This is a genomic window from Acinetobacter sp. JADD-222, from assembly GCF_049310645.1.
In genome coordinates, this window is record NZ_JBMOWI010000001.1 from 100,096 (window position 1) to 123,660 (window position 23,565).

Annotated in this window: 23 protein-coding genes; 6 read left to right on the top strand and 17 right to left on the bottom strand. The window is 39.1% G+C overall.

Features of this window, described 5'->3' with window-relative positions; translation table 11 throughout:
• Positions 1 to 82: 82 nt before the first annotated feature.
• Positions 83 to 1,285, top strand: coding sequence for an MFS transporter (locus tag ACO6UW_RS00450; protein WP_057061924.1), 1,203 nt, complete (start codon positions 83 to 85; stop codon positions 1,283 to 1,285).
• 38 nt (positions 1,286 to 1,323) lie between these two features.
• On the opposite strand, the gene ACO6UW_RS00455 is transcribed toward ACO6UW_RS00450, so the two are convergent.
• The 8 genes from ACO6UW_RS00455 to ACO6UW_RS00490 all read right to left on the bottom strand — a co-directional run bounded on the left by ACO6UW_RS00455 (position 1,324) and on the right by ACO6UW_RS00490 (position 11,004).
• Positions 1,324 to 2,475, bottom strand: a complete 1,152-nt coding sequence (locus tag ACO6UW_RS00455) for a sterol desaturase family protein (RefSeq protein ID WP_348891813.1) — start codon at positions 2,473 to 2,475, stop codon at positions 1,324 to 1,326.
• Positions 2,476 to 2,606: 131 nt separating this feature from the next.
• Complete coding sequence (locus ACO6UW_RS00460; protein WP_009391740.1) at positions 2,607 to 3,497, bottom strand: LysR family transcriptional regulator; 891 nt, start codon at positions 3,495 to 3,497, stop codon at positions 2,607 to 2,609.
• 88 nt (positions 3,498 to 3,585) lie between these two features.
• Positions 3,586 to 4,941, bottom strand: coding sequence for an MFS transporter (locus tag ACO6UW_RS00465; protein WP_057061926.1), 1,356 nt, complete (start codon positions 4,939 to 4,941; stop codon positions 3,586 to 3,588).
• Positions 4,942 to 4,983: 42 nt separating this feature from the next.
• A complete protein-coding gene (gene salA / locus ACO6UW_RS00470; RefSeq protein WP_057061927.1) occupies positions 4,984 to 6,261 on the bottom strand; it encodes a salicylate 1-monooxygenase in 1,278 nt (425 codons plus the stop codon).
• A 177-nt stretch (positions 6,262 to 6,438) separates the two neighbouring features.
• Entirely contained in the window at positions 6,439 to 7,812 is a 1,374-nt protein-coding gene (locus ACO6UW_RS00475; protein ID WP_057061928.1) for a PQQ-dependent sugar dehydrogenase, read from the bottom strand.
• Positions 7,813 to 7,984: 172 nt separating this feature from the next.
• Positions 7,985 to 8,404 carry a PH domain-containing protein gene (locus ACO6UW_RS00480; protein ID WP_057061929.1) on the bottom strand — a complete coding sequence of 140 codons (420 nt, stop codon included), beginning with the start codon at positions 8,402 to 8,404 and terminating at the stop codon, positions 7,985 to 7,987.
• 66 nt (positions 8,405 to 8,470) lie between these two features.
• Entirely contained in the window at positions 8,471 to 10,300 is a 1,830-nt protein-coding gene (locus ACO6UW_RS00485) for a DUF1302 domain-containing protein (RefSeq protein WP_081037835.1), read from the bottom strand.
• A gap of 98 nt (positions 10,301 to 10,398) precedes the next feature.
• The gene (locus ACO6UW_RS00490) at positions 10,399 to 11,004 is read right to left on the bottom strand and encodes an RBBP9/YdeN family alpha/beta hydrolase (RefSeq protein ID WP_081037822.1); all 606 of its coding nucleotides are present in this window, start codon (positions 11,002 to 11,004) and stop codon (positions 10,399 to 10,401) included.
• 290 nt (positions 11,005 to 11,294) lie between these two features.
• On the opposite strand from ACO6UW_RS00490, the gene ACO6UW_RS00495 reads away from it, so the two are divergent.
• Positions 11,295 to 12,305 carry an AraC family transcriptional regulator gene (locus ACO6UW_RS00495; protein ID WP_017385470.1) on the top strand — a complete coding sequence of 337 codons (1,011 nt, stop codon included), beginning with the start codon at positions 11,295 to 11,297 and terminating at the stop codon, positions 12,303 to 12,305.
• 92 nt (positions 12,306 to 12,397) lie between these two features.
• On the opposite strand, the gene ACO6UW_RS00500 is transcribed toward ACO6UW_RS00495, so the two are convergent.
• From ACO6UW_RS00500 to ACO6UW_RS00535, 8 genes are all read right to left on the bottom strand, one after another.
• Positions 12,398 to 13,408 carry a YeiH family protein gene (locus ACO6UW_RS00500; protein ID WP_057061931.1) on the bottom strand — a complete coding sequence of 337 codons (1,011 nt, stop codon included), beginning with the start codon at positions 13,406 to 13,408 and terminating at the stop codon, positions 12,398 to 12,400.
• Positions 13,401 to 13,709, bottom strand: coding sequence for a Rieske (2Fe-2S) protein (locus ACO6UW_RS00505; protein WP_081037834.1), 309 nt, complete (start codon positions 13,707 to 13,709; stop codon positions 13,401 to 13,403). Before ACO6UW_RS00505 ends, ACO6UW_RS00500 begins: the two co-directional genes overlap by 8 nt.
• A 14-nt stretch (positions 13,710 to 13,723) precedes the next feature.
• Positions 13,724 to 14,380, bottom strand: coding sequence for a DsbA family oxidoreductase (locus ACO6UW_RS00510; RefSeq protein WP_057061933.1), 657 nt, complete (start codon positions 14,378 to 14,380; stop codon positions 13,724 to 13,726).
• Positions 14,377 to 15,726 (bottom strand): MFS transporter, encoded by a 1,350-nt coding sequence (locus ACO6UW_RS00515; RefSeq protein ID WP_057061934.1) that lies wholly within the window; start codon positions 15,724 to 15,726, stop codon positions 14,377 to 14,379. Before ACO6UW_RS00515 ends, ACO6UW_RS00510 begins: the two co-directional genes overlap by 4 nt.
• Positions 15,727 to 15,843: 117 nt before the next feature.
• Positions 15,844 to 16,896, bottom strand: coding sequence for a 3-keto-5-aminohexanoate cleavage protein (locus tag ACO6UW_RS00520; RefSeq protein ID WP_014207164.1), 1,053 nt, complete (start codon positions 16,894 to 16,896; stop codon positions 15,844 to 15,846).
• Between the two features lie 60 nt (positions 16,897 to 16,956).
• A complete protein-coding gene (locus ACO6UW_RS00525; protein ID WP_057061935.1) occupies positions 16,957 to 17,805 on the bottom strand; it encodes a TauD/TfdA dioxygenase family protein in 849 nt (282 codons plus the stop codon).
• Positions 17,806 to 17,816: 11 nt separating this feature from the next.
• Positions 17,817 to 18,803 carry a quinone oxidoreductase family protein gene (locus ACO6UW_RS00530; protein WP_068976397.1) on the bottom strand — a complete coding sequence of 329 codons (987 nt, stop codon included), beginning with the start codon at positions 18,801 to 18,803 and terminating at the stop codon, positions 17,817 to 17,819.
• A gap of 136 nt (positions 18,804 to 18,939) precedes the next feature.
• Positions 18,940 to 19,692: an aspartate/glutamate racemase family protein gene (locus ACO6UW_RS00535; protein WP_057061937.1), complete on the bottom strand. Its 753-nt coding sequence runs from the start codon at positions 19,690 to 19,692 to the stop codon at positions 18,940 to 18,942.
• A 137-nt stretch (positions 19,693 to 19,829) separates the two neighbouring features.
• Here ACO6UW_RS00535 and ACO6UW_RS00540 point away from each other — a divergent pair, with 137 nt between their 5' ends.
• From ACO6UW_RS00540 to ACO6UW_RS00555, 4 genes are all read left to right on the top strand, one after another.
• Positions 19,830 to 20,333: a GNAT family N-acetyltransferase gene (locus tag ACO6UW_RS00540; protein ID WP_057061938.1), complete on the top strand. Its 504-nt coding sequence runs from the start codon at positions 19,830 to 19,832 to the stop codon at positions 20,331 to 20,333.
• 158 nt (positions 20,334 to 20,491) lie between these two features.
• On the top strand, positions 20,492 to 21,064 hold the full coding sequence (locus ACO6UW_RS00545; protein WP_057061939.1) for a nuclear transport factor 2 family protein: 573 nt from the start codon (positions 20,492 to 20,494) through the stop codon (positions 21,062 to 21,064).
• A complete protein-coding gene (locus ACO6UW_RS00550; protein ID WP_057061940.1) occupies positions 21,031 to 21,525 on the top strand; it encodes a chalcone isomerase family protein in 495 nt (164 codons plus the stop codon). The genes ACO6UW_RS00545 and ACO6UW_RS00550 overlap by 34 nt, the downstream gene beginning before the upstream one ends.
• A gap of 17 nt (positions 21,526 to 21,542) precedes the next feature.
• Positions 21,543 to 22,238: a response regulator transcription factor gene (locus tag ACO6UW_RS00555; RefSeq protein ID WP_000526530.1), complete on the top strand. Its 696-nt coding sequence runs from the start codon at positions 21,543 to 21,545 to the stop codon at positions 22,236 to 22,238.
• Here ACO6UW_RS00555 and ACO6UW_RS00560 read toward each other — a convergent pair.
• On the bottom strand, positions 22,235 to 23,563 hold the full coding sequence (locus tag ACO6UW_RS00560; protein WP_031966369.1) for a sensor histidine kinase: 1,329 nt from the start codon (positions 23,561 to 23,563) through the stop codon (positions 22,235 to 22,237). The genes ACO6UW_RS00555 and ACO6UW_RS00560 overlap by 4 nt on opposite strands.
• Positions 23,564 to 23,565 lie beyond the last annotated feature (2 nt).

Genomic DNA, 23,565 nt, shown 5'->3' on the forward strand with positions numbered 1-23,565 from the left:
AATACACTAAAGCTAAGGATTTGCTTTAGTGTGAAAATAATGTATAAAAGCTAAATATTCGCTTTTATGTTATTCATCTTATATGAACAATTCAAGTTCAAAACGGTCTGGATCAGTTTTTCAGTTAGATAGTGCAAGTGCATTGACACTTAATACAATCACGCTCATGACTTTTATGGCGGCGTCTAGTGCACCGACTCCACTTTATCGTCTATACCAACAGCTTTGGCAATTTTCACCTGTCACTTTGACTTTAATTTTTGCAACTTATGCTTTTACTTTACTCGGTTCATTACTGATTATTGGTTCTTTGTCTGACTATATTGGACGCCGTCCTGTCATTATTGCAGCCATTTTTCTGCAAATTATTTCGATGAGCTTTTTCTTATTTGCTTCAGATGTTTCGATGTTATTTATTGCGCGTGGCTTACAAGGAATCGCAACAGGGCTTGCTGTCTCGGCTATAGGCGCAGCAATTTTAGATTTTAGTAAGCTTCAGGGTTCGCTTATTAATAGTATCGCACCAATGGTCGGCATGGCTGTTGGTATATTTCTAACTTGTTCTATTTTGCAATTCTCTGCCCAACCATTACAGCTTGTTTTTGAATTTTTATGTCTTCTTCTTATTTGTGAACTCATTTTAAGTTTTTTTACTCCTGAAACAGCCCAAAAAAGATCGGGTGCACTTGTCTTTTTAAAACCCAATATGGCTATTCCGCCACAAACAAAAAGTGCTTTATTGAGTATTAGTCCAATTAATATTGCTCTTTGGATGGTCAGTGGTTTTTTCTTATCACTTATGCCCTCTTTACTGGCAAAAATTTTCCATACTTCATCGGCATGGCTAAACGGTATTATGTTTATGGCGCTCGCCCTTTCTGGTGCGGCAGGTATATTGACGCTTAGAAAGTCGACAAATTACAGTATTTTATTAACAGGTACTCTTTCAATTGCTATTGGTTCAACCATTTTATTTTTAGCAATTAATCTTACAAGTGCAGTAGTTTTATTTCTCGGTTCTATTATTACGGGTGTGGGTTTTGGTACAGCTTTTATGGGCGCAATCCGCACAGTAATGCCGCTAGCTTTACCAGAAGAACGCGCAGGACTTATGGCTGCATTTTTTGTTGAAAGTTATTTAGCATTTAGTATTCCTGCAATTTTAGCTGGCTATTTTGTTGGGAAAATTGGGCTGATGAGTACAGCAAACAGTTATATTAGTTTTATTATTCTACTATCGTTTGTCGCGCTTCTTCTGATTTTTAAAAACTTTAAAAGTAAATAAGCCTATAAAAAATAGCCTCTATAGAGGCTATGTTTATTTCATTGATCACGCCAAGGTTTTAAAAATCGCTTTACATACTTTTTAAATGGCCATGTAAATTGTTTTATAAAACTATTTGGAATTTTATAACCCACCGTGCCATACACGCTTGCTAGATGATTTGGCATATATACACTTTTGAAGATGACATCATATAGAGGAATAAAAGCAGCATAATTTTTATCAATGGCTGGTTTTTCTGAAGAATGATGCCAATGGTGAAACTCTGGCGTTGCGATAATCCAGCGCAAATATGGAAAACGAAAACGTACATTGGAATGAATGAAAATAGCGTGAAACGAAATAAAAACTAAATAAGCAAAAACAGCTGAAGTATGAAAACCCAATAGAAAAATAGGTAATGTCGCAATAAAGCGAGTCATTAGCACTTCAATGACATGCAAACGAGAGGATGCTAACCAATCCATATATTCAGTTGAATGATGAATCGCGTGAAAGCGCCATAAGAAATTAACTTCATGCATAGCGCGGTGCAACCAATACACCGTAAAGTCGACCACAATTAATAGTTCAATAAATTGCAGCCAAATCGGCTGAGCTTGTACATAAGGCACAATTGGATTATCAGGTAGATGCGTAATCCAATATTGAATCGGCATAACGGTTAAAAAGCTAAATAATTGAATGCCAATATGACTAACCATGAAATATTTCATATCAGTCACCCAGCCCACCCTTAATATTTTCTGTTCAGGATTTTTAGCAAAAAAACCTTCAAGGGGGATAAAAATGAACGCTAAAATGAATAAGGTCAGTACAAAATAATCGATACCTGCATAAAACGGTACACTTGGTAAAACGGGTGCTTCAATTACCCCACACCCCAAAACTGCTGCTACAAGTGAAAAACACAGCCCGTAAAATCCATATCGGTTTTGACGGATAATGGCACTAAATGCTCCAAAACCTGCACTAACAATAATGCCTGTGATCAGGCCATAATAAAAAAGATGATAGTGTTTTGCGTAAATAGGACGGAGTTCTGGGGTGGTTAATACACTGGGAAATAAAAAACATAATGCACCAAATAAGAAAAGTAAGCTGAGTGACATGGAAATAAAGGCGCTAATTTTCCCTAAACCTGCGTTAAGTTCTAAATTCTCAAATTTTGCTCTTAATTGATCAGTCATAATTCATATACAGTTCTTATTGTGTATAACGCGAATGCTATCAAAATTTGATAATAAATTGGAAAGAACTTTAAGTTCTCAGATCAAAGCGCTTAATCTGAAAATGAATTTTAAATAGATGTAAATTGTTCTTATAAAACTTCAAATATTTGACCGACAGATTGAATCAGCCATTTTCTGGCAATAATATCATCACTACGATTAAACCAATTCAAGCTCACTTTAAAAGAATCCATAGCAAAAGGTAATTCAAACATTTGGACATTACCATGAGCTAGATAATGCCGAGCTGCTCGCGATGGTAAAGTCACCAACATATCTGAACTCTGCAAAACACCTTGTAAAACGCTAAAATGTGGAACTTCTAAACGAATTCGTCGCTTCAAATCCATTGTTTTTAAATATTGCTCAACCTGGATGTGCCCTGTCGATGACTTGATGGCAACATGATCTTCTTGCAAATATTGCTCTAACGTCAGTTGCTGCTGTAGCCGTGGATGGTCAGCTCTAGCAATGCATACATATCTTTCTTCAAATAAAGTACGTGTTTCTATTTTAGGCATTATGGTCTGCGTACTATTAAATACGGCTAGATCTAAAAAGCCATCAATAAGCCACTGTTCAACCTTAGACGACTGAATCTCTTCAATCTCAATTTGAATATAGGGTGCTGTTTTCTGCAAAAAAGCCATAAGACTAGGTAAGAGGCAAATCTCCCCAGCGTCCGAGAGTCCAATTCGGAAAGTTTTATTTGAGTTTTCAGGATGAAATTCCTGTGCTTGAGCAATCGCTGACTCAATATTAAAAATTGCTTGATGAAAAATCGGATAAAGCTCATGTGCAACTTTTGTAGGTTCGACGCCACCTCTGCTTCGGGTAAACAATTCATCATTTAACTGACGGCGTAAACGGTTCAAATTATAAGTTACAGAAGGCTGGCTCAAATTTAATTTATCAGCAGCTTTACTAATATGCCGAGACTCATAAATACAGACAAAAACTTTAATCAAACCTAAATCCATGGTTCTGATCCTTTAAATACTCTAAACAAAGACTTTAACTTCTTTGCTTAGAGTTTAGTTCCTTTACGGGAATAAAAGCGCTTAATTCTTATGAAGATATACTTGAATTCAGCATTACACGTTTAGTTCGATTATAAATACTTATGGCAATAACACTTAAGGTTGCCAGCACGCAAGGAATGGCTAACGCGATAAAATTATATTCAATCGGTAGATGCAAACTTAAAAGCCAACCGCATAAAATCGGACCTAAAATCGCCCCAATACGACCTACACCCAAAGCCATACCAATCCCAGTACTGCGAATTGGTGAAGGATAAAACTGAGCCATATAAGCGAGCAATAAAATTTGCCCGCCGATAGACGCCGCTCCTGCAATGGCAATACAGAGATATAAAATGACCATAGGTAAAGCATAGCTCAGCAAGTAAAGTGAAATTGCACCCGCTAAGAAGAGTGAACAAATGACCTTACCTAAATGAAAACGATCAGCAAAGTAACCGCCACCGATTGCACCCAACATCCCACCCAAGTTTAGCGCCAGTAAAAAGACAAGACTGGTTGATAAATCATATCCCGCCTCGACCATGAGTTTGGGTATCCAGTTACCGAGCGCGTACACCATCAGTAAAGCCATAAATACACTCAACCAGAAAAATACAGTGACTAAAGCACGGTTCTCGGTAAATAGAGCAACTAAAGGCCGAGTAGCAGTTTGTTGATTTTCTTGATGTAATACGATGCCCGTATGATCAGTTATACTTTGTCCTGGTGCTAATTGTTGAAGTAAGTCACGTACCTCATTCCATTTTTTCTGGCGAACCAGATAATCAATTGATTCGGGTAAAAACTTCCAAATAATAGGTAATGAAATAAGTGGAATACCCGCCAGAATAAACATGATTTGCCAACCAAATTTAGGAACTAACCACATGCCTAAAAGCGCGGAGCTCATGCCACCAATCGCATAGCCGCTAAACATGAGCGATACCAAAGTTGATCGTAATTTCTTTGGGGCAAACTCGGTCATTATGGCAATAACATTTGGCATTACGCCGCCCAAACCTAGGCCGGCAATAAAACGATAAATGGCAAACTCTTTAGGACTGTTGGCAAAACCACATAACACCGTAAAACCGCTAAAAATGAAGACACACAGTATAATTAAACGCTTACGGCTAAAGCCATAGGACTCTAATTTGTCGGCCAAACTACCGAAAATCATTGCACCAAACATCATGCCAAATAATGCAACACTGCCCAGCAATCCAGCAGTCATACTATCTAACTGCCAATGTTGCATGAGCTTAGGCAATGCCACACCATAAATGACTAAGTCATAGCCATCAAAAATAATAATGAGCGCACTCAGCAAGATCACCCGCCAATGTAATGGTGTTAATCTTGCATCATCAATCAATTGATTTGCATTTAGTTTTTCCATAATTGCTTTCCTTAGCAAATTGTGTGTAAAACAAAAATTTATTTAAATGGTTGCCATTCCTAGCTGATGTAATTGTTGCTGTGCTTCTGCAACATCCTGTTCTAGATCGTGTTGCCATAACCAGTCAAAACGATGCTCAAGATGTTCGCCAATTTCGGCAAACGTTGGGTACTGAATCGAATAACACTCATAAATTTCGCCAGACTCACGAGAAGTTTGCTGAACACGACAAGCACGTTTTAAACGCAGCTTTTCATATATCGAAGACACATCGGTTAATTGATCTGCTTGTAAGTTTTTTTTCGACAATAAGGCCGCAAGAATCAATGCATCTTCAAGACCTTGGCCTGCTCCAGCACCTTGATGAGGTAACATGGCATGTGCAGCGTCGCCCATGACAATGACATGACCTGAGGTACTTTGATAAGTCGAAAGTTCTTCAATTTCATGTAAGGCCCAAATGGTAGGCTGTTCAATTAAACCGAGTAATGTTTGGCAGCTTTCACTCCAGTCTGAAAAATCGGAAAGCATATGAGCTTTATCGACAGGCTTAGTCCACGGTGTATCGGCTGGTAGTATTGTATCTTCACGGTTTGAGCAGAAAGCAACAATATTAATTTGCTCCCCCTTACGAATCGGGAACGTTAAAATATGTTTGTCTTTGCCCAATAACATTTGAGGAATATCTGCTAAATCTGTATCGCCATTTATTTGCTGCAAAGCTTCTTTAAATGAAGCGTGAGAAATAATGCCACGATATGCCCAAGTTCCTGAAAAACGTGGATGAACTGGTGGTAAATGATGAGAAGCTAAAACATATTGGCGCGCCACCGAGCGGATACCGTCAGCCCCGATCAAATAATCGCACTCATGCTGACTACCATCATTAAAGTGCAAAATCACCTGATCATCTTGTTCTTCAATCGCCTCTAGCCGTTTAGAAAAGTGGACATTTTGCGTAGGCATGTGAGGAATAATGGCATCAAGAAAGTCAGCACGATGAACAGATGACTGCCCTACACCTGTCGCAATAGATGCCGATAAATATTCATCGGTATAACCATTGCGCCATTGAAACCAAACATCTTGAAATGGTGGTGATACTTGATCTGCAATTGCATGATATTCGTTAGCTAAACCTAACAATTCAATAGCTTTAACTGCATTGGCACCAAAAGAAATCCCTGCCCCAATTTCAGAAAACTGAGGTGCAGATTCAAACATTTGGACATCTAAATGGGCGTGTTTACTTAAATTACTTGCTAAAGCCAGACCAGCAATACCACCACCGACCACGGCAATTCGAATATGTGTATTCATGTGTTTGTTCCTTAAACATCATTATCGTTTTCACATATTCATTTTTGAGAAGTTGGCTTATAAAGTCCAATTAGTATTTTTTTTGTTCAATTATTTAAAAATTAAATAATAGGCATTTGGGCGAGCCTCTATAAAGCCTAAAGGCCGCCCGTGCTAATAAATGATTGTTAAAACACTTTATGATGTGCCTGGTGGGGTTCCAATAGCATATTTCATTGGAGCTTCATAAGTTGTCTCTGCAACTGGCGAAACTCGCCAAATCGTATTGCCCACATCATCTGCAACTAACACAGCACCTGAAAAATCAATTGCTACACCCACAGGGCGACCATACGCTTTGCCTTTATCACTAAGGAATCCTGTCAAGATATCTTGTGGTGGACCAGAGGGTTGACCACTTCTAAATGGTACAAAAATGACTTTATAACCACTGTGAGGCTTACGGTTCCAAGAACCATGCTGACCGATCAATGCCCCTCCTCTAAATTGTGGCATCAGTTCTGCTGCATAAAATGTGAGGCCTAAAGAAGCCGTATGGTTGCCTAGTGCATAGTCTGGTTTAATTGCACGGGCAACCATTGCTGGATTTTGTGGTTTAACTCGTACATCAACATGTTGACCATAGTAGCTGTAAGGCCAGCCATAAAAAGCTCCATCTTGAACTGACGTCATATAATCGGGTACTAGGTCACTCCCAATTTCATCGCGCTCATTAACAACCGTCCAGAGTTTTCCACTTTGAGGCTGCCAAGCCATACCATTTGGATTACGCAGACCTGTTGCAAATGGGCGTGACTGACCACTTGCGATGTCAAACTCCGTAATTTGTGCTCGGCCTTTTTCTTGATCTAAACCATTTTCAGCAACATTACTGTTAGAACCAACGGTAATGTACAGCTTGGTACCAGCTGGGTTAGCAATCACATTTTTGGTCCAATGGTGATTTAAAGGGCCACCTGGTAAGTCCAACACTTTGGTTCCACTGGCCGTAATTTGAGTTTCACCTTCTTGATAAGGAAAACGCAACAGTGCATCTGTATTGGCGATATATAAGTTATTACCGACCAATGCCATACCAAATGGAGAATTTAAGTTTTGAAGAAATACTGTTTTCTGATCGGCAACTCCGTCTCCATTAGTGTCACGAAGTAAACTAATACGGTTTGCACTTGGATGAGATGATCCTGCACGTCTCATCACAAAAGACATAATTTTACCTTTAATCCCTTTGCTGTCTTCTGGTTTAGGCGGGGCATCCGTTTCAGCAACCAATACATCACCATTTGGTAATACATAAAGCCAACGTGGGTGTTCAAGTCCTTTGGCAAATGCTTTGACCTTTAAACCTTCTGCTGGAGTTGGCATAGCGCCATTAGGCCAGCCTTCTGCTGGAGCTATATTAACAGTTGGTAATAGGCTTGATTTAGGTTCAGGAAGTTTTGGGTCTGGCCCATAACTATCAGTAATTGGATATTGAGAGGATGAAGCACATCCTGCAACAAGAACTACAACTGTAGTGCCTAAAATTGGCATTAAAAAACGTGTAAGCATCTTTTATCTCCATTTCTTATTTTTTCGCAATAAGCACAGATTAATGCTTTAGAAGAGAGACTTATAGTTTATTTATTTAACAAAACTAAGGATTACCGTCTATATTTTCAAAATTTTAATACATAACTAGTGTTTTCTAGATATTTAAAAGACTCTATTTATCAACTACACATTAATACTTGGCGTTAGGATTATTGCGTAAAATATTTAAGAAACCCTCTTTATCTTTTGGCGAGATCATTACTGTAGCCACTCTGCCATCTTTCATATAATAAATTTTAAGCCGATCTAGCGATAATGCTGGAGAAGAAAGTGGATTATGGGTAGGTTCTATGCGAGTAATATCATTAATATTAATTTTCCATCGAAACACTAAACTCCTAATAATTAAGGTGTTGTTTTCTACTAGATAATAGGTATTAAAGATGGGCAGCCAAATAACCAAAATGACTAAACTGTAAATGACGAGGTGCGGAAAATTTGAAGCTAAAGAATAATGATAATTTGCTTCATAAATTTTCATAACGATATTGGCAGTGACAACAACAAATATTAATAAAAGCCACCAATCAATTTTTGATCTAAATTTCAAAGTTATCCTCCACGTATAAATATCATTTATAACGAGCCTTTCTATATTTTTTATAAAATAATTGAACTAAAAATTAGCTTTAAATGTTAATGATACAAAATCTCGATCATCTATCGTGCTAAATTCATTAGAACCAAAAAAGTTATTATAGGCAATCTCTGTTGTATATTTTTGCTGATAAGTCATAGATAACGCCCCAGTTACACTCATTTGCCCTTCTTGAAAGTTTTGGCTATATCCATAAACATCGTGTCTAAAACTAAGACTTGGCGTAATCACGGTAGAAGGTAAAATATCTTGGTAATTTAATGCTCCACGTAATCGGTAGCCAAATGACCATTCATTAAAAAAACCGTTTTTATTACAAAAGCGTTCATTTAAATTGTCTATTTCTGCATTGGTAAGATGGGCTGTACCATACGGCGTACATTTAAAGTCGCCTGTTTCAGGATTATAAGCACCTGTTGAAAGCTCACTACGGCCAAATGCACCAGTCCGACCAATCCGATGATTACCAATATCTGCAATATGGTTTAAGGCAAACTCTGTAGACCATGTCATCGAATTCGCGCCCCAAATATTGAATATGCTATCAGTTGCTCCAACCGAAAATTGTGTTACGGGTAAACGTACATATCCTTGGATATATTGACCCAATCCAACAGTTTTTCCCGGCGGCGCAAATGGTGTTCCTTCCAATAGCACTTGAGCATAGACAATGTCTGTGCCGTTTAGCTGCAAAGGTTGATTAGGTTTGTGGGTTAATTCACTAAAAATGGTTGTTGTTCCAACTTTCCCAGACAGACTTAATCCAAACATTTTGATATTTTCAGGATAGATAGAAAAATAACTTGCGCTATTAAAATGTTCGGGTCCTGCTGCTGTTACAGCCGTTCCATCAAAGTTTGCATTACGGCTATGGTAGTTCGCATAGTAAATACCTAACTCAGCATTATTTAAACTGGCTAATGTCTGTTTTAAAGCAATACCATATTGGCCATTATCCTTTGCTTTTCTACTTTCTGCACGTGGAATATAGGTACGTAAACGAATTGCGGTATCTGATAATTTATCTCCACCTCCAGCAATCAGAACTGGACCTGCATTTTCAGGCACAAAGTCTGAAATCTCAAAGAAAGTTCCGCTACCATCAACAACTGAAGGTCTAAATTTAAATTGATAGAACCCTTCTATTTTCAAATTTTTATTAATGCTTGTGTCGAATGAAAACATTTCGGTTGGAATGATTCTTTCTTTTGCATCACCACCCGGTCGATTGATTGCAGCAAAGTCAAAGGCATTCACCGAATTTAAACCGTTTTGAAAAAACTGAGATTTCCCCCAATTTAAAGTCTGTTTGCCTAATTTTAAATTGATGCTTTTTCCATCGTTTAATTCAAAATCTTTCCATATATAGGCATTCCATAAATCGATACCTTTGAACTTTGCGAGCCTTGGCCATGCTGAATCATTAAAGGGTTTAAAGTCTCCGTGTCCTGTCTCATAAGCATGGTCATACCAGTATTTAGTGCTAATGACCGCACCCTGCTGTTTTCCATTTAGTTTAACTTCAGTTATACCTCTGATAATCTGTGAAATAGCATCATATTTACTAAAATTCATACGCCCATCATCACCATTCACATCAATGCTAGCGCCTTGTTTACCTATTTTGTTTGCGTCAGGCCGATAAAGTAATGAAACGGATGGATCTTGCGTACTCCAACTGGCTCCTACGCTTAATGTCGTCTTTGTATCGAACTTCCAGTCTTTATCAATATCAAAACTGGCTGCATTTGCTTTAGACATGAATAAAATTAGGCTTAATGAAACCCCTATTTTTTGAATATATAAAATGTGATTATTTCTTTGATTTAAATAGACGTAATGACCCATCATATTATCTCCCTATAAATATGATTTTTTATTTATTGCTTATTACTCAAAGCCATCCATTGGCTTTAAATGGTTTACATAAGCAGGTATTTTTTGCCCTAGTCTGGTTGTTCAACCTGATCTAACTGTTGAATGAATTGCTCAGCTAAAGGCCAATAGCCAAAGCCAGATGCAGGGTTTAAATGCCCCACTTCACCCAAATTTACGAGTTGACTCCCCCACTTTTCTGCCATTTCACTGACAGCTTCATAACGAGCTAAATGGTCATTGGTGCTTGCAACCAAAATGCTGGGAAAAGGTAGTTCTTGATCTGGTAAAGGACTCCATCCTTCTTGATGAAGTACGGTTGGGCTTGGATAATTTTCTGGCCAGCTTTCGTTTAAGTCAGGGGGAGCCACAAGTAAAGCACCCTGAATTGGTCTTTGATATTTTGCAGCCCAGTATATTGTCATCAGCACGCCTGCGCTGTGTGCAACCAAAATGACAGGCCCTTGTATTTGTTCTAGTTGTGCCTGAATAGCAGCAACTCTATTTTCACAATTGAGTTTATTAATTTGCACAGGTGGTACAGAGCGAACCTTTGCTAGCTTTGTTTCTAAGATTGTTTGCCAATGCTCGGGAACATGATCGCGTAACCCTGGAATAATTAAAATTGTTGCTTTGGTTTGTATTTTTTCCATTTCAACGCCTGTGAATTTTGCCATCTAGAATGCGTAAGAATTTTTATAAAACTCCATTCACAATAAAGGCTCATTTCAGTTAATGGTGTACATAAGACGTCACGGACTTTTCATTTGACGACACATCTTTTTAAAATTTCGTAAATTAATTAAATTAGTTTTTGTAATTACAAATGAATTAAAAGAACAGATTTAAAATTGATTCGACATCACGATGAGGCTTTTAAATAAAAGCTTTTGTAATGCAGATATTTTAGTTATAACTAGATATGAGCTGTAAGGAATATGGCTGATTAAGAACAGGAGATAATAAAATGGTGCCTCTTGCGCATACCGCCTCTTTAAAAAATTATTTGGCAGTTGCTCAGCAATTAGATCTAAATCCCTACCATTTATTATCACGTGTTGGGCTTAGCCAAACTCAATTGAATGATCTTAAACAACGTATTCCTGTAGATAAAGCCATTACCTTGCTTGAAGACTCAGCACAGATGAGTAACTGCGATGTTTTCGGTTTACATATGGCAGAGCAACGCGAAATCGCGGATTTTGGTGAACTGAGCTTATTATTAAGTTACCAATATACTTTGAGAGAAGCGCTACAAACGATTGTTCGTTATAGGAATTTACTCAATAACTCACTTGAAATATATATAGAAGAAATTGACGATACGGTTGTTATTCGAGAAGAAGTAGTGACAACAACTTGCGGATATAGTCGTCAAGCGACGGAACTTGCTTTAGGAATCACCCATCGTTTTTGTGCAGCACTCATGATGCAAAAATGGCGGCCGTTAAGTGTACACTTCACTCATAACCCGCCCAGTGATTTAACTTTGCATCGGCGAATTTTTGGCTGTGCGCTCGAGTTCGGTAGTGACTTTAATGGTATTGTTTGTACGGCGGCCGAACTTGATACAACAAACCCTCAAGCAAATCTGGCGATGGCTAACCATGCACAGCGTTATTTAGATATTTTGCAGAATAATAATGAATCGACCATGATTTTTGATATTCGTAAAAGTATTTATCTTCTTTTGCCAATGGGCCGCGCTACGATTGATCAAGTCGCTCAAACACATGGTATTCACGTACGGACTTTACAACGTCGATTAGAAGAAGCTCAGACGAGTTTTAGTGATTTAATGAATGAAGTACGCAAAGATCTCGTATTTCGTTATTTAAAAAATCTAAATTATTCACTTGCTCAAGTGTCTGATATTTTAGGTTACTCAATGCCGAGTTCTTTTACGCGTTGGTTCATTAGCCAATTTGGTATGTCACCGAATATGTGGCGTAGTCACAATAAAGCCCTGCTCAATTAATTTCTCTTTATTTAAAGCCAAATAAAGTCATTTAAAACATAAGGAAGCTGGAGAACTATTCCATAACTTCTTTAAAAATTTAATTTGTAAAATTAAAACCACAAGCGCATAAGTCCAAGAACCAATACCACTAAAAAGATGCTTTCGCCGATCATTAAAAGAATCGGTTTAATGCCGACCGATGCTAATTCTTTTAACTGAGTTTTCATTCCTAAAGCACTTATTGCGATGACTAAAAACCAGCGCGATAAATCATTGATTCCATTTTGAACCATCGTTGGCACCCATCCTGTACTGTTAATACAAGCGAGTAGTAGAAAGCCAACGGCAAACCAAGGCAGTAATGGTGGTCGCTCTCCGGTTGAATCTGCTCCTTGCATGCGGGTAATCATGGCTGCACAAACGATTACTGGAAGCAGCATGGCCACACGCATAAGTTTAACTACAGTCGCCGTATCACCAGTTTGAGTAGACATGCTATAACCAGCGCCGACCACTTGCGCCACATCATGAATCGTAGCACCAAGAAACACACCAGCCGCTTGTGGAGATAGCTCTAGCCACTTCGCAATCATCGGATAGACAATCATTGCAAAGGTTGAAAGTGCCGACACGCCAATCACGGTAAATAAAGTCGCTTTTTCTTTTTGCGGATGATTTGGAAAAGCAGCCGATAGTGCCAATGCGGCTGAAGCACCACAGATTGCCGTTGATCCACCAGTGAGCATGCCAAATAGTTTTTGGAAACCTAAAATTTTAGCGGCAATAACAGAAACGGCGATTGTGACAATAACCAAAGTGACAACTAACGCAACAGGTTGCCAACCTAGTGCGGTAATTTGTCCTAAAGTAATACGCATGCCGAGTAACGCGATGCCCATCCGCAGCACACTACGTGCGGTAAACTCGATACCTGCCTTACATTTACTTTCAGCAGCTAAAAAATTCACGCTCATGCCGAGCAGTAGTGCAAATAGCATAACTGGCGCGCCATAGTGCTCTGATAAGAAACAGGCGGCTGCTGCAACGACCGAACTGACCACAAAACCTGGTGCTAATTCTCTTGTACGCTGGGAAAAATTTTTCAAAACTAAACTACTCATGATTTTCCCCACAGCCCATCACAATAAATACCTTGTCCTCGATCACTTCTACGGGATAGGTTGCAACTTTGAGCAAAGAAGAATTAACTAAACAGCCATTTGTTAAATCAAAACGTAGACCATGGGCACAGCACTGAATCACTCGTCCTTCTAGACGTCCGCTAAATAGCGATGCGCCTTGATGAGGACAACTGTCATCGATTGCATAAAATTGAGCCGCAACGTTAAATAGTGCGAGAGTTTTATCTCCAATTTTAAAAAAAGCCCGCTCACCTGAATTTGGAATTTTTTCAAAAGGCACTTGAAATCGGTTGGTCATATCAACTCTCCTTGTGCCAGCATTGCCTCTTGCATCGCTTGATAAAGTGCATCTGCTGATTGCGCGCCTACCAAGGCAGAAGCCCGATCAAAAATAAAGTAAGGCACGCCATTACCTCCTGTACTTGCAGAGATAAAATCTTGATGATCTTGAATAAGCAAATCTTTGATCAGTTCACGCGGGAAACCACAGCGTTTGGCGATTTTGTATAAAGTGGTGGTATTTCCGATGTCTAACCCATTATAAAAATATGCAGCAAAGAGTTGTTCTAACAACGCATTGCACTGCTCAGGAGTTCCTATCTTTAAAGCTTTATCAAATAAGCGATGAGCTTTGGCCGTATTTGGCATTCGTTTAATTTGCTCAAAATCGATCTTGAGCCCAACTTTATTTGCAGCTTTATTGACCTGTTCTTGTCTCATACGAACTGCCGTCAAGCTACCTAACCGTTTCAAATAAAACGTTTGAAACGGTACCCCTTCAACAGCTAAGTCAGGTATAAGCTGGACACCTCGCCAGTGCACGATAACTTTGACTTTGGGGTGAAGCTGATAAAATCTATTTATAGCGATCAGTAACTGACGTTTTCCGATCAAACACCAAGGACAAATAAAGTCAAAAAATACATCAATGTGTAATTGCCGAATCATCATTTGTTATTCATCCCGCATTTTTGTATTTGGTTACCTGAATGATTTTTAAGCTCAGTTATTGCTTGCTGCTCAAAGCGTGCGATATCTTTGTGATAATGGCGTTTGGCATAAAAAAATACGACTGCAGCTACAATACTGACCAATGGCATGAGTTGAAATGCGCTATGTAAACCAATCACATCAGATACTTTGCCAACCACTAAAGGACCAAGAGCTAAACCAAGAAAATTATTAGCTAAGGTGAGTGTTGCAAATGCAGAGCCATGAACTGAGTTATGTGTGAGATTGGCCACCATGGCACTAGATGGCCCATTGGTTCCTAGGGCAATAAACATTCCGAGGCAGATGAGAAGTAACTGGTTACGTCCCACAGGCATAGCAAAAGCAATTAATAAAAGAACACAACCGAGCAAGCAGTATGTAATCGCTAAACTGACCTTACGATCTGGACAATTACGGCCCAAATAATCACACAACATGCCGCATAGAATTGTGCCTACTGCACTACATAGCAAAATGACCGCTGCCATCACGCCTGCCTTGTCGGTACTCATGCCGTAATAGCGATTGAGATAACTCGGCATCCAGACAATCACTGTGCCACCAACAAATATTTGCAGACCACTACCAATGTAAGTGGCAATGACTGAACGACTTGAATATAAAGTTTTTAAAGGGCTTTTAATGTGCTGGGTTTTACTACGAATTTTATTTTGAGGTGCTGCGTTTATTCTGTTTTCTTTCACTAAAATTGGATATAGAAAGGCCAAAATGAGACCAAATAAAGCAATTCCTCCAAATGCCCAACGCCAACCGAAATGCTGTGCGAGTACACCACCTAAAGCCACACCCAAAAATGAGCCAAATACGCCACCTGCCATAAAAGCACTGGCGAGTGTTGCACGCATTTCTCGTGGAAAAACAGCCACAACCACCGCGATTCCAACGCTGCCATAAGCAGCTTCACCCACACCAACCATAAAACGAGCAATAAACATTTGCTCATAATTTTCAGCCAGTGCACATCCTAAAGTCGCCAAACTCCATAACGTCGCCATAATGGCCAAGCTTTTAACTCGTCCAAAACGGTCTGCCATTAATGACAACGGCAGAGTCAATAAACCCACCATTAACGCCACAATGCCACTGAGCAAACCTAACTGGCTATCGCTGAGCAACCACTCATTTTTAAGTAAAGGAAAAACTGCGTTTAAGACTTGTCGTGACATGTAATCTGAAATGAGCAGACCAAATGTCAAAGCAAAAACAAGCCATGCGTAACGACGAGGTATACTGATTGACGTATCAACATCGCTCATCTGATCTGAATACTGATGTGCATTCATACGACCTCCTTGTATTTTTTATAATTTCTATTTAGCTAGTGCAGCAACGCACTTTTAAAATCAAAGCGAATAAGCTGCACTACAATTGAGGTCTAAGTTCCGTTAGACCTTGTCACATTATTTACGCTGCGGCACGCCCTTTTGCCCAGCTTTACGGTTGGGTGCCATACCATTTGCGATTAGGGTTTCTTCAATACTGTTGTATTGCACCCCAATACGATAAATTTCACGGGCTTCTTTTCCTGAGGCAATTTCACGGCCTAGTTCATGAGCGATTCGAACGGTTTGCTTAATTTGCTCTACAGATGAAAAACGACGTCCATGATGATCAATGATCGTGTCTTCATTACCTACACGCGCATGTAAACCCATTGCCATCGACATGGTATTAAAAGGCAACACATTTTTGAGTAGAGACTCAGATGTCAAAGTACATCCATCGGGTACGCGATGAATAAAATTAAAGAAATTAAATGGGTTTGGACCATCAAAACCACCGCCGATTCCAATCCAAGTTAAGTTTAACGGCCCCATGTACAATCCTTTACGTACCATACGTTCTAACGTCTCAAGACCATGCATGCCCGTTAACTGAAAGTGCGGTTGAATATTGTTTTTACATAAGCGCTTGATGTGTTCAGTGACCCATGCAGGACCTGCTGGCACAGTCATCTCTGCATATGCTGCCTGAGTCGCTGGATGTGCCAATGAAGTCCCTTCTAAATATTCAGGATAGAGTAATTCCATAATATTCATTTGTGTGGTGTTAATTGCCACCGTAACCTGATCGGGCTTTGGTGTAAGTTCAGCCAACATATGTCGGGTGTCATCACTTAGCCATAGAGCCGCTTCACCTTCACTTTCTGGTGCAAAAGAAATCGAACCGCCTACCTGAATAATCATGTCAGGCACAGCTTCACGAACCCCTGCAATAAGCTCGTTAAATTTTGACAAGCGTTTAGAGCCTTTGCCATCAAGCTCACGGACATGTAAATGCAGCACTGTCGCGCCTGCTTCATAGCACTCAACCGCTTTTTGTATTTGCTCATCCATGGTCACAGGAATATCTTCTGGAAAATCTTCTGGCATCCATTCGGGTCCATATGGCGCAACCGTGATTACCACTTTTTCCATATTTTCTGGGTGCAATGAGTCGTCAAAAAATTGCATGTGCATCTCCTTATGTATTTTTAGGATTTTCAAATAGATAAAAATTTTTAATCTATAGATTTAATAGGTTGCGTCACCAATAATGCCGGCCCTCTCCATTTTTCGGTGGCAAGGTGGATAATCCATGACTGCATAATGTTGTGTACTGCGGTTATCCCAGATGGCAATGCTGTTAGGCTTCCAGCGCCAACGTACTTGAAACTCTGGAATATACGCTTGAGAAATTAAGTAACGCAGTAGTTCAGCTGCGCCCGGATTGGCATCTTGTCCAAATCTGACTCGCTCTTTAGTGTGATAGTTACTGAAGTGCGTTGTGAACGCGTTGACGTATAAAATTTTCTCGCCAGTTTCAGGATGGGTACGTACCACTGGGTGCTCAGCATCGGGAAACTTTGCTTTTAAGTCCAAGCGTTTTTCAAGTGGCATAGCCGCACCAAAACTCGCTTCTATGCTGTGGTAGGCACGTAAGTCAGCAATCTTATCCTTAATATCGTCGGGTAAAGACTCATAGGCCATCACCATATTGGTCCACATGGTATCACCCCCTACAGGTGGGCATTCAACACAGTGCAACACGCATCCCATCGGTGGAACCTTGCGCCAGCTTGCATCACTGTGCCAAGCATTTTCATAACGATCGACCGGACTTTCAGGATGTTTATAGATCTGCACCAAACCCGGATGATCAGGGTGGCTGCCTACCGCAGGATGATCTTCTAATTGTCCAAATTTTTCTGCAAATGCCACATGATCCTGACGAGTTAAGTGCTGATCTCGCAAGAACAACACACGATGTTTAAGTAGTTGTGTGCGAATTTCAGTAAATAATCCATCATCATAAATCGCATCAGCGAGTTTGACGCCACTGAGCTCTGCACCAATATTGCAAGTTAACTGTTCAATTTGCATAAGAAATCCCTTCAAATTACAAAGATTGATGAACCTATTGTTTTACGTGCTTCCAAATCACGATGAGCTTGTACGGCATCCTTTAGCTCATAGCGCTGATTAATTTCAATTTTGATTCGTCCATGTCGAACATGATCAAATAATTCATTTGCCAATTCTTTCTTCTCGGCAGGATCTGCAATGTAATCTGCTAAAGCTGGACGTGTGACAAACAATGATCCTTTCACGGCGAGTAATACCGGATCAAAAGCAGGGATTGGACCAGACGCTGTTCCTACACAAACCAACAAACCACGGCGTTTGAGAGAGTCTAATGAACTCATAAAAGTGGCTTGGCCAACACTATCGAAAACGACATTTACACCCACGCCGTCTGTTAACTCACGTACACGCTCCGCAACATTTTCATGACTGTAGTTAATGACATGATCACAACCATGAGCTCGTGCTACGGCAGCTTTATCTTCTGAAGATGTGGTCCCGATAACAGTCAAGCCAAGTAATTTGGCCCATTGAGAAACAATCAGCCCAACACCGCCTGCGGCTGCATGTAGTAAAATTGAATCGCCCGCTTTAAAGTCATAAATACGGCGCATCAGATAAGCAGCGGTCAGCCCTCGCATAGTCATGGCTGCCGCTGTTTCACAAGAAATTTCTTCGGGTAATTTAATTAAAGTATTGGCTGGAATTAAACGGTGAGTGCTATATGCACCTAAGGTATTTAAAAAACCCGTATAGGTGACCCGATCACCTACTTTAAGCTGAGTGACTCCTTCACCTAAAGCTTCGATAACACCAGATGCTTCGACGCCCATGCCATTAGGCATTGGAATTTGATAAGTTCCATTACGAAAATATGTATCGGCATAATTTAAACCGACTGCCACATGACGTAGGCGTACTTCCCCTGCTTTTGGATCTCCTACTTCTACATCTTCATAGCGCAATACTTCTGGCGTTCCTGTTCCATAGAAACGTATAGCTTTCGTCAACGTCATGTCCTATTCCATATTTTGGTTTTTTATTGAGTGCCTATAAAAGCAATAACCAAAATTACAACAGTTAGGATATAGGCCACTTTACATTTGACGACACAAGCTTAACGTTTAATGACAAAGGATATTCCAAATATTGCTAAAGAATACTCCCAGCAATTGCAGCAGACTTATGTAGATTGGCGCTATTAGAGTTTTTATTTTCGTTTAAGCTAAAACTGACCGCCTCTTTTGCATGAATGGTGGTCGTATCAAATAAAGGAACCGAGAATTTAAGCTCACCAATTAACATACAAATTTCGGTACAACCCAAGATAATTCCTTGGGCACCTTCAGCTATAAGCCTCTCTACAATAGCGATGTACTTTTGCTGAGAATCGGGGTTAATCACACCTAAACAAAGTTCTTCATAAATGATGCGGTGGACTGTCTTTCGATCTTCTTCATTTGGAATAATCACATCAATTCCATAATCCTGCAATCGAGCTTTATAAAAATCTTGCTCCATTGTAAAAGCTGTCCCTAACAGTGCAACTTTACCAATGTTTTGACTCAAAATTTCTTTTGCCGTTGCATCAGCAATGTGTAATAAAGGAATGGTAATTGACTCTTCAATCTGGGCAGCAACTTTATGCATGGTGTTAGTACAGACTAAAATACAATCTGCCCCTGCTTTTTCTAAATTTTGTGCTTGCTCAGCTAAGTAGGCTCCAGCTTCTTGCCATAAACCTTTCGATTGTAAGGCTGCTATTTCTTCAAAATCGACACTATTTAGAATGATTTTGGCTGAATGTAGTTTCCCTAACTTGTTCTGAACCATTCTATTAATTTGTTGATAATAAAGTGCTGTAGACTCCCAGCTCATGCCGCCGAGTAACCCGATTGTTTTCATTATTTAACCCTTCTATTTATTCAAAACTTATCTATATCTCTTATGAGTAAAGTACAGCTAGAATAAAATTGCTTTCTTTATTGAATTATTATTCATCTTATAAGCTATAATTTTTTAAACTATTTAATAAGAACTCTATGTTAGAAACAGAACGTTTAATTTTACGGCCATTCCTTGAAGAAAACTTACCTATTATGTTGGAGATGTTTCAAAATAAAGATTTTATGGCTTTTTCACCTCATGGTGCCTTATCAACTGAGGCAGCAACTGGTCGATTTTTAGAAATTCTTGAGCATTATAAAAATTATAATTTTGGCAAAATGGCTATCGTCTTAAAAGATACCCATAAAATTATTGGTTATTGTGGTTTTGAAACTTGTGAGGTTGATGGCAAGACGGAAGCTGAACTAGGTTTTAGACTTATTAAAACTGAGCGAAATAAAGGTTATATTGTTGAAGCTTCACTTAAGTTACTAGAAGACATGCAAAGTCGAAACTTTAAGCATGTGATCGCTTTTTCAGAAAAAGATAATTTACCTGCCCACAACCTATTAAATAAACTTGGTTTTGAAAAAACAAATTCATCTAGTTACATGAATATGGATGTTATCTTTTTCAAAAAAGACCTGTCATTTCTTTGATAAAAATAACGTATTACCTTAAAAAAACTTTAAGTGAATGAAGATCTATTGGTTTCAAGAAAACAACTATTAAAGCCAAACCATAAAACATAAGAATTCACGCAAAATTCACGACCAGCTCTTTAATTTGATCTTATAAAGTTGGCTTGGATATCGACATGAAAATTATAACTACAGCCCTAGGGTTGATTACTTTGGTAGGTTTAACGGCGTGTAAAAGTGTGCCTAGTTACTCAGGTGACTATGGCAAAGCTGAACAAAAAATTACTGGTATAGAATTAGATGACCAACAGGCGCTAGATGTCGGCAATCGTTTTGTCGCTGCATTTAATACGCTCGGCACCCCTTCTTTTGTAAATAATGCTAGCAATCTTTACGCTGATCAGCTCTATATCAACGATACACTCTCGCAGTTCTCTCAAAAGAAAGATCTGATTAAGCATTTTGAAGGCATGAATGCCCGAGTGAGTAATGTCACTGTAAAACTCATTAGTGCAACTCATCACCAAGATACAGCCTACATTCATTGGTACATGACCTATGACTTTAAAATGCTAGGTCGCTCAAAAACTATGGCTTCTTATGGAATTAGTCAGATTAAGATTAATGACCAACAAAAAATTATTTTCCAGCAAGATTATTGGGATCCAGCGAATGGCCTCTACCGTTCTTTACCCATATTTGGAGGAGTATATAAATGGATATTGCCGTTCAAAAAAGTCGAATCTTGATATTTCTAGTAATCTTAATCGTATCTCAAGCGAATGCGGCTGAACTAAAAAAATGCAGTTCAGCACCTTTAATGGTTACGAGTAAAAAGGTGGGAAATGTCAGTTACTTTGCTGAAGATTGCCAAAAAAATTGGCAAAGCCAAAGCATCAAAATGGACTTTAGCTATAACCGCGATATTCCCGAGTGGGCATTTAAACGCGCAGCCACCCACTTTTTGAAGAAAAATGTTAGCGGCTTTGATGCTAAATCTCCGCTTAATCATATTAATGAACTATATAGGCCAATTAAGAGTGGAGATCTTTATAGTCTCTATTATCAACATGAAAATCAAAAACTAGAACTGAAATTAAACCAGAAGCTACTCGGTTCTTTGAACAATCCGAATGCAAATCAATATTTTAAAATCTGGTTTGGTAGTGAACCGTTTAATGCTAAATTAAAACAACAATTATTAAATTAATGGCTTAATAAAATCTCATGGGTAATCACTTTATCCTCATGGTTGAGGACCATTTTGAACTTGCAGCAACAGTCTGCGAATTTCTTGAAGTGCATGGTTATGTTGTCGATCATGCACGTAATTTAGATGCTGCACGAACTTTTCTCAAATCTCAGCATTATCATCTTTTGTTGCTCGATATAAATTTGCCTGATGGCTCAGGTTATGACCTATGTAACTGGCTACGTACCGAACAAGGCGTTGATATTCCCGTTCTTATGCTCACAGCAAGAGATACTTTAGATGACAAACTTAAAGGTTTTACTGCTGGCACAGATGATTATTTGGTAAAACCTTTTGATTTTAATGAATTAGTGATGCGGATTCGTGCATTAATAAAAAGAGCAGCTGGTGAAGTCACCCATCATAAAATTCAGATTCACGACTTAATTCTTGATAGCGCAACTCAAACCGTGGTTCGTGCCGGAAATAATATCGAGTTACCCCCTATTCAATTTAAACTATTAAAAATTTTGATGCGCCAGTCTCCCAAAGTAGTGACCAAGCAAGAACTGATGATGGAATTATGGGGTGATGAAGAACCTGAAAGTGATGCGTTACGCAGTCACATTTATAACTTAAGAAAAATGGTTGATAAACCTTTTGATCCTAAACTATTACATACAGTGGCAGGTGTCGGTTTAAAAATTGCTTTGGAAGATTCTGCGACCTAACTTAAATAGACCACAACAATTAAGCCTGTGGTTGGCTCCAAATCAAGTTCAGGATGGGTGGTTAAATAGTACTGCCGATCAAACAGCTCCACTCTCCATCCTAGTTGTTTGCAAAGCTTTTGTACCAATTGCAAACCAATTCCATGGCCTTTAGCCTTTAAGGAAAGTTGCGAATCGCTGAGCTCTTGCACCTTTACATCGTTAGGTAAAGAAATTCCAATTCCATTATCTGCAATAATCAGGCTGTTTTTTTGTTGAATAATGTCGATTTGTGAGCCTTGAGAATAGTTCAGGGCATTACGTAAAATATTACCTAAAACCATTTGAGTCATCGAAGGATATAACCAACGTGGCTGCTCAGAAACATCAGGTTGAATATTAATCTGTATCCCTTTACCTGCACTTACCGCTTCTAAACTTTCAACAAGATCCTTTACCGTTTTCGATAATAAATTTTTCTCAGATGGCAAGCTTTTTACCGTATTCCGAGCAATCGCCAGTAAGGTATCGACGAGCAACTGCATATCTTCAATTGTGTTATGAAGACGAACTAAAGATTTATCGTCTCCGTATTTCGCCTGACACAGTTGTACATTACCTTTCAAAATGGTGAGTGGAGTGCGTAACTCATGGCTCACATCTCCAGTAAATTCTCTTTCACGTCGAATAAAATCACTTAAAACTTGATGATATTTTTCTAAAGCTTGTTTGAGATATTCGGCTTCCATGTTGCCATTGGTATTAATATCTCTAAAAGGTGATGCTTGAGTGTCTTGATGTGCCCAATCGATATTTTCTAAGGCATTCGCTAAACGCGTAATCGGGGAAAAATAGCGTCTTGCTCTTCGGTTTGACCACCATAAAAAGCTATATAAAACAGATAAGCTGAACATGAGTGGAGCAAGACCAAATAACCAGATCAGTTTATTAACATTACTTTCGCCAAATACCAACAGAACATGTTGACCATTACGCTCACCATAGACCGTCATTCTTTCTTTACCATCAACAAATACTCGGTGCACGCCACTTTCTAAATGCATGCCCCGAAAAGGTTGAGGCGCGACCTGTGTATTCCACCGATATCCATATAAATTTTTAGTATCTGGTAAATCAGCATTTGGGTTACGTTCTATACGTAACCAGTAATGCTCCATTTCCTGTTCTAAAGCGGTTTTAAGTAAAGAGCCCTTAATCACCCAAGCACTACAAGCCAACCCGACCACGATCGATAATGCAATCAGACCAATCTGCAACCAGTAATATCGATTGAACATTTGGGCTAATGGATGACTCGCTTTGCCATCATGTCGATTTTTTATCATAT